The sequence below is a fragment of the Aquitalea magnusonii genome, assembly GCF_003202035.1.
GTDB lineage: Bacteria > Pseudomonadota > Gammaproteobacteria > Burkholderiales > Chromobacteriaceae > Aquitalea > Aquitalea magnusonii.
Window position 1 is genome coordinate 1 of the sequence record NZ_QJKC01000024.1, and the last position, 11,927, is coordinate 11,927.

Sequence of the window (11,927 nt, forward strand, 5' to 3'; positions counted from 1 at the left end):
CGCCTTCCCATCCCGAACAGGACCGTGAAACGCCTTAGCGCCGATGATAGTGTGGCATTCGCCATGTGAAAGTAGGACACCGCCAGACTCCCCTTTAGAAGCCCAGCTCAACAGAGCTGGGCTTTTTGCATTGCATGCGCCCATCTTGCTTTCAATTGCGACGGGTCGTGTCGTGAAAATAGCCGCTGAGAAGCGGCTATTTGCATTGATTGGCAGCGGATAGGGGGTGCGCTACAGCATCAGGTTCAGCATGCGATCAATGCGTACCCGGCTGAGCCGGGTGAGGATGGTGCGCACTTTCAGTGGATAGTTACGTACGCTTTCCAGCTGGCGATAGTGGCTGATGCGGGTGGTGTGTTGCAGGATGTGCTGCTGTTCGGCATGGCTTTGCGCTTGCAGTTGCTGTTCCGGATCGTGAATCAGCAAGGCATTTTCCAGATCCAGCCGGAATGCACGTGGATTCATATTGTTGCCGGTCAGCAGAATGTGCTGTGCATCACACCACATGCCTTTGAGGTGATAGCTGTTTTCACCTTCTTTCCACAAATGCAGATTAAGCTTGCCGCTTTCGATCTGTGCCTGGCGACGTTTGGCAAAGCGGCGCAGGTTCATTTCATACAAATAGGGCAGGGCACCAATCAGCTTGAAGGGTTCTGTCTCGGGAATGAAAAAATCGTTGGCGGTTTTGTCGCCCACGATGATGGTGACTTCCACGCCGCGTCGCAGTGCGCGGTTGATGGCGCGCAGTACCGCCATGGGGAAGTTGAAATAGGGCGTGCAGATGACCAACTGGTGCTCGGCCTTGGCGATCAGCTGCAGAATGAGGCGATTCAGTGCATTGCCCTTGCCCAGCCCAACTACCGGGGTAACACCCATGCCGTGCTGGCAGGTTTGCTCGGGCGGCAGGGTGTAGTGCATGGTTTCCAGTCGGCTGCGGAAGGCGCGGATTTCCTTGCGGATGCTGCGGGTGCTGGGTACCGGTTTGTCTAGCCGGAACACAGCCTCGTCATTGAAAAAGTGTTGGCACAGCAAGCTGACCATGCTGTCGGCCAGTGCGGCATTGTCCAGCAGGTGATAGCGGTCGAAACGGTACTTGTCCTGCTTGTGCAGATACACATTGTTGAGGCTGGCACCGCTGTAGATCACCTGGTTGTCGATAACGAAACCTTTCAGGTGCAGTACGCCGAACAATTCACGGGTTTGTGCCGGGACACCATAGACCGGCAGTTCGACCGCGTGACGGCTGCATTCCTCGCGGTACCAGGCAGCATTGCAGCTGTCTTGGCTCTCGCCGATGCGGCCGCGTTGTGCGCGATGCCAGTCCACCGTGATGCGGATGTCCAGTGCGGGATTGGCCTGTTTGGCTTTGAACAGCGCTGCCAGTATTTCCTGACCGGCCTCGTCCTGTTCCAGATAAAGTGCCGTGAGATAAATACGCTGCCTGGCGCTGGCGATGGCTGCCAGCAGGGCATGCCGAAACGCGGCTGCGCTGGACAGGGTGGTAAAGGCGGCGGCGCTCAGCGGAAAACGCGGCAGGCGCTGCAATGAAGGCCGGTCAAGAAGAAATGCCATGCGGGATCGATCACGAGTAAAACGGTTGATCGGGGCATCCTAGCATCGTTTGCCGGTTTTGGGGCTGCTAGCAGGGTCATGCTGGCCGTCAGCACGTGGGCGGCTAGACGCCAAGGGTATCGCGCAGGCGGTGGTAGAGCGTTGACAGCCGCAGCAGGCTGTCTTCCAGCGAGGCTGGCAGTGGCAAGGGGTGTGCATACAGCTTGTTGAATACATCAAAGCAGCCGATATCTCCCGCCATGGTCTCTGCCAGCATGTGCCCGGCCATGCCACTCAATGCGACGCCATGGCCGGCAAAGCCCTGGGCATGATAGATGCGCTGGCTCTGGCGGCCGATCTGCGGCAGGCGCGCCGGACCGATGTCCACATGCCCACTCCAGGCATAGTCGATCTGCCGGTTTTGCCACTGGGGAAAGATGCGGGCCAGTCGTGCCTGATACTTGGCCATCATTGCCTGCGGGCTACTGCTGGAACTGCCTGGATAGCCACCAAACAGCAGGCGTTGATCCGGTGTCAGGCGGAAATGCTCAGGCAAGGGGCTGCCTTCACAAACGGCGGCTCCTTCCGGCAGCAGGCTGCTGGCGAGCGCTGGCGGCAGCGGTGCCGTGACAATGAACTGTGAGCGCAGCGGTACGATGCAGCGTCGCAATCCGGATGCTAATGGCCCGATATCGACATTGCAGGCCAGTACCATTTTGTCGGCATTGACCCAGCCCTGAGGTGTGCCGATTTGCAAGCCGCGTTTGTCCTCGTCGATGGAGGTGACGGGGGAGTGTTCGAACAGCTTTACCCCCGCTTGCGAGGCCGCCCGTGCCAGCCCCTGTGCATATTTGAGCGGGTGCAGATGACCGCAGCCGCTGTCGTAAAGTGCAGCGCTGAAGCAAGGCGAGTCGATGTGGCGGCGCAGTGCTGCTCCTTCCAGCCATTGCGCGTCGTGATAGCCATAAGCCTGCAGCTGGCGCTGCCGTGCCTGTACCCACTGCTGTTGCCGGCGATTGCTCACGGTGGTGAGGACGCCCCAGTGCAGGTCGCAGTCGATCTGATGGCGGTGGATGCGGTTGGCAATCAGCGAGACCCCCTCCAGTGAGGCATCCCAGCATTGTCGTGCACCGCGGCCACCCAGCTGTTTTTCAAATGCAGCCATGCTGGCGGCAAAACCGTGCAGGATATGCCCGCCATTGCGACCGGATGCGCCAAAGCCGACCAGGGCGCCTTCCAGCAAGGTCACCGAGAGTCCTTTTTCGGCCAGGCTCAGCGCGGTGGACAGGCCGGTAAAACCGGCCCCCACCACACAGACATCACAGCGTATGACTTCGTGCAGAACCGGGTAGCGCTCACGCAGTGGCGCCGTGGCCGCGTGCCAGGAGTCGATATGATGGCCATCAAACTGGGCCAGATGCGGTGCGTGTTCACGGTTCATGCAAGCTCTTTCAAGCCTGGCTTAGCAGATGGCGATACTCCCAGGGGCTGACCTGGCGATTGAATTCCTGCCATTCGCTCAGCTTGAGCTGACAATAGGTGGCAACAAACTGCGGTCCCAGCATGGCGGCCAGTTCAGCATTGGCGCTCAGCCGCTCCACCGCTTCCAGCTGGGTGCGGGGAAAAGCGTAGGGGCGGCCATAGGCGCTGCTATCCAGCGGAGCCGTGGGCTGCAGTTCCTGTTGCATGCCAAGCAAACCGCAGGCCAGGGTGGTGGCCAGTGCCAGATAGGGGTTGGCATCCACACCGGGCAAGCGGTTCTCCACCCGTCTTGCCTGCGGGCCACCATGTGGAATGCGCAAGCCGCAGGTACGGTTGTCGTAGCCCCATTCCACATTGATGGGCGCTGCGGTAAAAGGGGCCAGCCGGCGGAAGGAGTTGACGTAGGGTGCCAGGAGCAGCAAGGCATCCGGCAGATAATGTTGCAGCCCGGCGATATAGTGGGCGAAGCGTGGCGCAGGTTGGCCGTTGTCCAGCGAGAAGGCATTGCGGCCGCTATCGGCATGTACCAGGCTCTGGTGGATGTGCATGGCACTGCCGGCATCATCGGCCAGGGGTTTGGCCATGAAACAGGCTTCCAGCTGATGGCGGGCTGCCGCCTCACGCACCATGCGCTTGAACAGGAAGGCCTGATCGGCCAGCGCAATGGCATCGCCATGCTGCAGATTGATTTCCAGTTGGCCGCAGCCAACCTCTTGCAGCAAGGTATCCGCACCGATGCCCAGGCATTGGCAGCCATGCTGGATATCGCCCAGCACCGCATCCAGATCGTGCAGCCGGTCCAGTGAATAGGGCTGGCGCAGGCTGTCGCCGGGGCTGCCGTAGCAGGCCGGGGCTTGCGGAGCGGCATCCAGGCTGCTGCGGCGGGCAAACAGATAAAACTCCATTTCCGGCGCGACGACCGGCGTCAGGCCCAGTTCGGCATAGCGTGCCACTACCCGCTTGAGCACATTGCGCGGCGCGAACTCCACCAGGCTGCCATCTTCATGCAGACAGTCGTGAATCAGCATGGCGGCCGGTTCGCGGCTCCATGGCAACTGGCGCAGGGTGCTGGCGTCAGGCAGCAGGCGCATGTCGGGATCGAGCTCGGGCACCAGCTGTTGCAGGCAGTGGCCGCTGACGCTTTGTACCAGGCCAACCTGGGAAAAGCGCAGCTCGCTGGTGGTGAGCAGGCTGGCCGTGGGGACAAGCTTGCCGCGTGCGCTACCGGTGATATCGGAAAACAGGCATTCGATCGTGCGAATGCCGTGGCTGTGCAGCCAATTTGCAGAATCTTGCATGGATGGTCCTTGTGCTAGGCATTGTCGTGAGCCGCCATACGGCGGGTATTACGGCACAACGCTAGCGGTGACCGACTGCAGTAAACGGCTGGATGAAGAAGCCCAGTGACAAGGCTGTCGGATTGGCCCACGGGCACAGCGCCACCATGGCCAGAGGCCGGGCGGAGAAGGCTGGTGGACTGCGACGTGCTTGCATGAGGCCGGGCATCCTGATGAGGGGTGGGGAGGATTGCGCTGAATTTTTAAACGGCTTTACCCGGCGGCGTCAATTCTTTTTCATGTGCCTGGCGCATGCTGTGGTGGATTTGCCGGGCATGCGGGTGGACAGGCGCATGGCAAGAGCTGACGAAATGTGCAAAAATTCGGTCAACTAGACGATTTGCAGGTTTTTTTCATGCTGGACCGGGACGGATATCGCCCCAATGTCGGAATCATCCTCATTAACGGTAAAAATGAGGTGTTCTGGGGCAAGCGGGTGCGCGAGCATTCCTGGCAATTTCCGCAAGGAGGCATCAAGCCGGGCGAAAGTCCGGAGGCGGCCATGTACCGCGAGCTTCTGGAGGAGGTCGGGCTGTTGCCGCAACATGTCAAGATCGTGGGGCGTACCCGCGACTGGCTGCGCTATGACGTGCCCAGCAACTGGGTAAGGCGCGAATGGCGTGGCAGCTACAAGGGGCAGAAGCAGATCTGGTTTCTGCTGCGGCTGACCGGGCGCGATTGCGACGTCTGCCTGCGTGCCAGCAGCCATCCGGAGTTCGATGGCTGGCGCTGGAATGATTACTGGGCGCCGGTGGATGCGGTGATCGAGTTCAAGCGCGATGTGTATATCCGTGCCCTGACCGAATTGTCGCGTTTTCTCAAGGGCCTGGAAAACTACGACAGCTTTGTGCAGCGCATGCGCCAGCCTGCCTGCGGCTTGCCGGACAAACTGCAGGATCACTGACGCCGCCTTGCCGGGCGATCGGCCTCATTCTTCAAGCAAGCGGCGGCCCAGTGCTGCCGCTTGAGCATCATGCCGGCCCTGCCGTGTGGCGGGGTGGCGACATCATTCAGCTTGGCCCTGGCTGCAGGGCCGATACAGGCGACGAAACAAGCTATGACTCAACAGTACGACGAATCCTCGGTACGGGTGCTCAAGGGGCTGGAACCGGTCAAGGAACGGCCGGGCATGTATACCCGCACCACCGACCCCACGCATATTTGTCAGGAAGTCATCGATAATGCGGCCGACGAGGCGCTGGGCGGCTATGCCCGCAAGATTGCCGTCACCGTGCACCAGGATGGCTCGCTGTCGGTGGAAGACGATGGCCGCGGCATTCCGGTAGGTCTGCATCCGCAGGAAGGTGTGCCGGTGGTGGAGCTGGTATTCACCCGGCTGCATGCCGGCGGCAAATTCAACAAGAAGGATGGCGGTGCCTATGCCTTCTCCGGTGGTCTGCATGGCGTGGGGGTGTCGGTGACCAATGCCTTGTCCACCCGGCTGGAAGTCGAGGTCAAGCGCGAAGGCGGCGTGCACCGCCTGGTGTTTTCCGGCGGTGATGTGATTGAACCGCTGGCCCGCGTTGGCGACTGTGGCCCGCGCACCAGCGGCACGCGGGTGCGGGTATGGCCGGATGGCAAGTATTTTGAAAGCCCGCGTTACTCGCTGCCAGAGCTGGAACGCCTGCTGCGCGCCAAGGCAGTATTGCTGCCTGGCGTGGCGGTGACGCTGACGGTGGAGAAGCCCAGCGGTGACGAGGTCAAGGTATGGCAGTACCCGCAGGGCCTGAAAAGTTATCTGGCCGAGCTGTGCAACGGCGATGAACCGATTGCGCCGCTGTTTGCCGCCGAAGCCTATATCGGTGACGACCACGAGCAATTTGCCAAGGGCGAAGGCGTGCAGTGGGCGATGGCCTGGTTCGAGGACGGTGCCAGCGGCGAGAGCTATGTCAACCTGATTCCCACCCCTTCCGGCGGTACCCACGAGGCGGGTTTGCGTGCCGGGGTGTTCGATGCGGTGAAGAGCTTTATCGACCATCACAACCTGCTGCCGCGCGGCGTCAAGCTGATGGCGGAAGACGTGTGGAGCCGGGTGCGCTTCGTGTTGTCGGCCCGCGTGCTGGACCCGCAATTCCAGGGCCAGACCAAGGACAAACTGACCAGCCGTGATGCCCTGAAGCTGATTTCCAGCCTGGCGCGTGACCCGGTGGAGCTGTGGCTGAACCAGAATGTGGAAGCCGGCAAGAAAATTGCCGAGCTGGCCATCCGTCAGGCGCAATCACGGCTGAAATCGGTCAAGAAAGTCGAGAAGAAAAAAGGCTCTGGCGTGGCGGTGCTGCCGGGCAAGCTGACCGATTGCGAAAGCGAAGACATCGAGCGCAACGAGCTGTTCCTGGTTGAGGGTGACTCGGCCGGTGGCTCGGCCAAACTGGCGCGCGACAAGGAATACCAGGCCATCCTGCCCTTGCGCGGCAAGGTGCTCAATAGCTGGGAAACCGACAAGGACCAGCTGTTTTCCAATGCCGAAATCCATGACATCTCGGTGGCCATCGGTGTCGACCCGCATGGGCCGGATGATCACCCGGACTTGTCCAGCCAGCGTTACGGCAAGATTGCCATCCTGTCCGATGCCGATGTGGACGGCTCGCATATCCAGGTGTTGTTGCTCACCTTGTTCTTCCGCCATTTCCCGCGGCTGATCGAAAACGGCAATATCTACATCGCGCAGCCGCCGCTGTTCCGGGTGGATGTGCCGGGCTCAGGCAAGAACCGTCCGCCGCGCAAGATTTATGCGCTGGACGAGGGCGAGCTTAATGCCATTCTGGATCGTTTGCGCAGTGAAGGGGTGCGTGAGGGCAGCTGGGGCATTTCCCGCTTCAAAGGCTTGGGTGAAATGAACCCGGAGCAACTGAAGGACACCACCATGAATCCGGATACCCGCCGCTTGTCGCGGGTGCAGGTGCGTCCGGGCGAGCTGGCCCATACCCTGTCCACCTTCGTCATGCTGATGGGCAAGGGCGAGGCGTCCAGCCGTCGTAGCTGGATGGAAGCCAAGGGCAATGAGGTGGAAGCCGATATCTGAGCCAGTCGCTGTCTGGCGCGGATGGGCAATGCACAAGGGGACCTGCGGGTCCCCTTTGCGATGGCGGCTGCCGCAGGTTCAGTCGGCCAGCGCGATCACCACGCGCTTGTTGCGTGCGCCCTTGCTTTCAATCTTTTTCACCAGCAGGCGGCCGATCTCGCCGGTGCTGCGCACATGGGTGCCGCCACAGGGTTGCAGGTCGACACCCTCAATTTCCAGCAGGCGGATTTCCGGCAAGTCCAGCGGCGGGGTCACCGACATGGTCTTGATCAGCTCCGGACGGGCTTTCAGGGCTTCGCCGCTGGTCATCTGGATGCTCACTGCCAGGTCTTGCGCTACCAGCGCATTCAGGCCGGCCTCGATCTCGTCCTTGTCCAGCTCCATGCCTTCCGGCAAATCAAAATCCAGTCGACCGCCTTCTGCGGTCAGATTGCCGCCGGTGACCCCGGCCTTGATCACCACCGACAGCAGATGCAGGCCTGTATGCACCCGCATGTGGCGGTGACGGCGTGCCCAGTCCAGCGTCAGGGTGACCGGGCTGCCTGCTGCCAAGCGCGGGGCAGCGGCAGCGGTGATATGGAGTATTTCGCGGGTTTCACGGTTGCGGCGGGTATCGCTGATGGCCAGCGTGCTGCCATCGGCCAGGCTCAGCGTGGCGGTGTCGCCCGGCTGGCCGCCGCCCAAGGGGTAGCACAGGGTGTCTGCCAGCACCAGGCCAGCATCGTCATGGCGCACCACCGTGGTTTCCAGCTGGCGTTGGTAAGGGTCGAGGTAAAAGCGTTCCGGCATGACGGCTCCTTGGGTGGCGAATGATCTGATCATGACAGGGTGATGGCGTTGCGCTGCCATTTCAAGTGGCAATTCCCCGGCAAATACAGGGTGACAGCTTGTGAAGCCGCGCCGGGGGTAAGATAATCGCGGCTCTTTACTTATTCTGTTCCCCTGTTGCCGCCATGAGCCAAGCCCACAATCTGGAAAACTACACGCCGCCGCCGGATACCGGCCTGTCGGTCATTTACGTGGATGACTGCCTGCTGGTGGTGGACAAGCCGTCCGGCCTGCTGTCGGTGCCGGGGCGCGGCGAGGGCAAGGAGGATTGCCTGGTCAGCCGGGTGCAAAAAGTGTATCCGGATGCGCTGACGGTGCACCGGCTGGATATGGCGACCTCGGGGCTGGTGATCTTTGGTCGCGGCGCGGCCATGCAGCGGGCGTTGTCCATCGCCTTTATGGACCGCAAGGTGAAGAAGCGCTATATCGCTGTGGTGGATGGCATTGTCGAAAGCAATAGCGGCACCATCGACCTGCCGCTGATCATCGACTGGCCCAATCGCCCGCGCCAGAAAATCGACCATGTCGAAGGCAAAGAGGCCATCACCCATTACCGCGTGGTATCGCGCGATACCACACGCCACACCTCGCGCATGGAGCTGGACCCACAAACCGGCCGTGCCCACCAGTTGCGCATGCATATGCTGCATCTGGAAAGCGGCCACCCGATTCTGGGGGATGACATCTACGCGCCGCCGGAGGTGCTGGCCAAGGCCGATCGCCTGCTGTTGCATGCCTCGCGGCTGGTTTTGCGCCACCCGATTACCCGTGAAGAAATGGAATTCGAGGCACCGGTGCCGTTTTGATGGTCGGCGCTTGCCCGCAAAAAAGCCTGCTTGAACCACAAGCAGGCTTTTTTACTGTAGACGGCCAGCTTACTGCCGTGCAGTGCGGGTATTGGCGGTGGGCGCGCTTTCCCAGTTGCTGCGCCAGGGGTTGATGTCCAGGCCGCCACGGCGGGTGTAGCGGGCGTATACCGTCAGCTGCTGCGGTGCGCAGGCGCGCAGGATGTCGGTGAAGATGCGCTCCACGCACTGCTCGTGGAATTCATTGTGCTGGCGGAAGCCAATCAGATAACGCAGCAGCGCTTCACGGTCCAGCTGCGGGCCGGTGTAGCGGATTTGCACGCTGCCCCAGTCCGGCTGGCCGGTCACCAGGCAGTTGGACTTCAGCAGATTGCTGCACAGGGTTTCGCTGACGATATTACCGGTGTCGGCACGCAGAATCTCCGGGCAGGGCGCGTAGTGGTCCACGGCGATGTCCTGCTCGTCGATGTAGTCGCCATCCAGTTCGGCAATGCGCTCGGCGGCAAAGTCCTGCGGCAGCTGCACGCTGACCGTGACGGTGCCACCAGCGGCATTGGACAGGTCCAGCGCCAGCTGCGCCTGTAATTCAGCCAGGCTGGCGATACGGGTCTGGTTATAGCTGTTCAGGTAGAGCTTGAACGATTTGGATTCGATCAGGTTGGGGCTGTCCGCCGGAATGCGGAAGGTGGCAATGCCCACCTGCGGCTTGCCGCGTGCATTCAGCCAGGACAGCTCGAAGCCGGTCCAGATATCCACGCCGGCAAAGGGCAGCGCCTGCTCATCCACGCCGATTTCATCACGCTTCATCTGGCGCGGAATGGGAAACAGCAGGCTGGCGTCGTACTGGTCCTGATAGCTGACGGTCTTGCCCAGCGGGGACTGTTCCGGTGACATGGCTTGGGGTTGCATAAGGACTCCAGTCAAAACGGGATCAATGTTCACGGCGCATGAACTGGCGCGGGCGGAAGCCCAGCGCAAACAGCATGGCAAAATAAGTGATGGCGCCGGCCACCACCAGCAAGGTCAGCCAGCATACGCGTTGCCAGGCGTGGCCGTCCCAGTGGATGGGCAGCAGCCATTGCAGTGCCAGCAACACGGCGGCCATGGCCAGGATGGCCAGGGCCATCTTGCCAAGAAAGCTGCTCCAGCCGGCTTGCGGCTGGTAGATCTTGCGTTTGAGCAGGGTGGACAGCAGCAGGCTGGCGTTCAGGCAGGAGGCCAGGCCGATGGAGAGCGCCAGCCCGGCATGCTTGAGCGGGAAGACAAAGGCCAGGTTCATCAGCTGGGTGCAGCCCAGGGTGATCAGCGCAATGCGCACTGGCGTCTTGATGTCCTGGCGCGCATAAAAGCCCGGTGCCAGCACCTTGACCAGAATCAGCCCCAGCAGGCCAAACGAATAGGCAATCACCGCCTGCTGCGACATCAGCGCATCGTGGGCGGTAAAGCGGCCATACATGAACAGGGTGGACAGCAAGGGGCCGGACAGCAGGCCCAGGCCCACGGTGGCCGGTACCGCCAGCAGCAGCGACAGGCGGATGCCCCAGTCCAGCAACACGCTGAATTCGCTGTCGGACTTGCTGGCGGCATGCTTGGACAGCGAGGGCAGCAGGATGGTGCCCAGCGCCACGCCCAGTACGCCAGAGGGGAATTCCATCAGCCGGTCGGCGTAATACATCCACGACACACTGCCGGTGGGTAGGAAGGAAGCAAAGGTGGAGTTGATCAGCAGCGAAATCTGCGCCACCGACACGCCGAAAATGGCCGGGCCCATCTGGCGGATCACCCGCCATACCGCGGCATCCTTGAAGTCGAAGATGGGCATGGTGAGCATGCCGATCTGCTTGAGGAAGGGCAGCTGCCATACCAGCTGGATCAGCCCGCCAACAAACACCGCCCAGGCCATGGCCATGATGGGCGGGTGAAAGCTGTGGGTGAAAAACAGCGCAAACACGATGAAGCTGAGGTTGAGAAAAGTGGGGGTGAAGGCCGGAATCGAGAACCTGCCCCAGCTATTGAGAATGCTGCCGGTCATCGACGACAGCGAAATGAAAAAGATATAAGGAAAGGACACGCGCAGGATGTCGGCAAACAGCGCGGCCTTGGCCGGTTCGCGGTAAAAGCCGGGGGCGGAAATCCACATGATGGCCGGTGCGGCCAGCATGCCGATGGCGGTGACCAGCAGTAGTACCGAGCCCAGCACGCCGGTGACCTTGGCCACGAATTCGCGCGTTTCGGCCTCGGTTTTCTGGTTCTTGTATTCGCCCAGAATGGGGACGAAAGCCTGGGAGAACGCCCCTTCGGCGAACAGGCGGCGCAACATGTTGGGAATCTTGAAGGCGGCATTGAAAGCATCTGCCGCCATGCCGGCGCCAAAGACGCGGGCGATAAGGGTGTCGCGGACCAGGCCGAGAATGCGCGACACCATGGTCATGCTGCTGACTGCAGCCAGAGCCTTGAGCAGGTTCATTTATTGGGGGGAGGGCGGGTTGAGCAAGCCGGCTAGTTTACGCTGGCGGGTTTATTGTTGCAAAACCTGAGTTTAAGGCTTAGAATCGCGGGTTTCAGATTCCGCTCATCAGGAGAAAGATTCATGGCTAACAGCGCACAAGCTCGCAAGCGTGCACGCACAGCCCTTAAGCAGCGCGCGCATAACGCCAGCCTGCGTACTGCGTTCCGTACTGCAGTAAAGAAAGTGCTCAAGGCAATTGAAGGTGGTGACAAGGCTGCGGCCAAGGTTGTGTTCCACGCTTCCACCAAAGTAATCGATCGTATCGCTGACAAAGGCGTGTTCCACAAGAACAAGGCTGCTCGTCACAAGAGCCGTCTGTCTGCTCAGATCAAGGCCATGGCCTGATCCCAGCCCAGCGCTGACGAATACGCAAAAAGGCCCCGCAACTGCGG

The 11,927-nt window shown here is 61.0% G+C and carries 11 protein-coding genes and 1 rRNA gene; 5 read left to right on the forward strand and 7 right to left on the reverse strand.

The window, feature by feature from the left end; all coding sequences use genetic code 11:
• Positions 1-88: ribosomal RNA gene (rrf, locus tag DFR38_RS21935) — 5S ribosomal RNA — on the forward strand; the annotation flags it as partial.
• A gap of 143 nt (positions 89-231) precedes the next feature.
• On the opposite strand, the gene pssA is transcribed toward rrf, so the two are convergent.
• From pssA to DFR38_RS21760, 4 genes are all read right to left on the reverse strand, one after another.
• Complete coding sequence (gene pssA / locus DFR38_RS18525) at positions 232-1,572, reverse strand: CDP-diacylglycerol--serine O-phosphatidyltransferase (protein WP_059286584.1); 1,341 nt, start codon at positions 1,570-1,572, stop codon at positions 232-234.
• A gap of 103 nt (positions 1,573-1,675) precedes the next feature.
• Positions 1,676-2,992: an NAD(P)/FAD-dependent oxidoreductase gene (locus DFR38_RS18530; protein ID WP_059286583.1), complete on the reverse strand. Its 1,317-nt coding sequence runs from the start codon at positions 2,990-2,992 to the stop codon at positions 1,676-1,678.
• A gap of 10 nt (positions 2,993-3,002) precedes the next feature.
• Positions 3,003-4,331, reverse strand: a complete 1,329-nt coding sequence (locus tag DFR38_RS18535; protein WP_059286582.1) for a glutamine synthetase family protein — start codon at positions 4,329-4,331, stop codon at positions 3,003-3,005.
• A gap of 61 nt (positions 4,332-4,392) precedes the next feature.
• Entirely contained in the window at positions 4,393-4,527 is a 135-nt protein-coding gene (locus DFR38_RS21760) for a hypothetical protein (RefSeq protein ID WP_255524408.1), read from the reverse strand.
• A 198-nt stretch (positions 4,528-4,725) separates the two neighbouring features.
• On the opposite strand from DFR38_RS21760, the gene DFR38_RS18545 reads away from it, so the two are divergent.
• Both DFR38_RS18545 and parE read left to right on the forward strand, forming a co-directional pair.
• The gene (locus DFR38_RS18545; RefSeq protein ID WP_059286585.1) at positions 4,726-5,274 is read left to right on the forward strand and encodes an RNA pyrophosphohydrolase; all 549 of its coding nucleotides are present in this window, start codon (positions 4,726-4,728) and stop codon (positions 5,272-5,274) included.
• A 153-nt stretch (positions 5,275-5,427) separates the two neighbouring features.
• Complete coding sequence (parE, locus tag DFR38_RS18550) at positions 5,428-7,392, forward strand: DNA topoisomerase IV subunit B (protein ID WP_059286580.1); 1,965 nt, start codon at positions 5,428-5,430, stop codon at positions 7,390-7,392.
• Between the two features lie 78 nt (positions 7,393-7,470).
• Here parE and DFR38_RS18555 read toward each other — a convergent pair whose 3' ends face one another.
• Positions 7,471-8,181 (reverse strand): alanyl-tRNA editing protein, encoded by a 711-nt coding sequence (locus DFR38_RS18555; protein WP_059286579.1) that lies wholly within the window; start codon positions 8,179-8,181, stop codon positions 7,471-7,473.
• A 164-nt stretch (positions 8,182-8,345) separates the two neighbouring features.
• Here DFR38_RS18555 and DFR38_RS18560 point away from each other — a divergent pair, with 164 nt between their 5' ends.
• Positions 8,346-9,026, forward strand: a complete 681-nt coding sequence (locus DFR38_RS18560; RefSeq protein ID WP_059286578.1) for a pseudouridine synthase — start codon at positions 8,346-8,348, stop codon at positions 9,024-9,026.
• 69 nt (positions 9,027-9,095) lie between these two features.
• Here the strand turns inward: DFR38_RS18560 and queF are convergent, their stop codons facing one another.
• Together queF and murJ are read right to left on the reverse strand one after the other, a co-directional pair.
• The gene (gene queF / locus DFR38_RS18565) at positions 9,096-9,935 is read right to left on the reverse strand and encodes an NADPH-dependent 7-cyano-7-deazaguanine reductase QueF (RefSeq protein WP_059286577.1); all 840 of its coding nucleotides are present in this window, start codon (positions 9,933-9,935) and stop codon (positions 9,096-9,098) included.
• Between the two features lie 22 nt (positions 9,936-9,957).
• Positions 9,958-11,493, reverse strand: coding sequence for a murein biosynthesis integral membrane protein MurJ (gene murJ / locus DFR38_RS18570; protein ID WP_059286576.1), 1,536 nt, complete (start codon positions 11,491-11,493; stop codon positions 9,958-9,960).
• A 123-nt stretch (positions 11,494-11,616) separates the two neighbouring features.
• Between murJ and rpsT the strand changes: the two genes are divergently transcribed.
• A complete protein-coding gene (rpsT, locus tag DFR38_RS18575; protein WP_045847229.1) occupies positions 11,617-11,880 on the forward strand; it encodes a 30S ribosomal protein S20 in 264 nt (87 codons plus the stop codon).
• Positions 11,881-11,927: the final 47 nt, after the last annotated feature.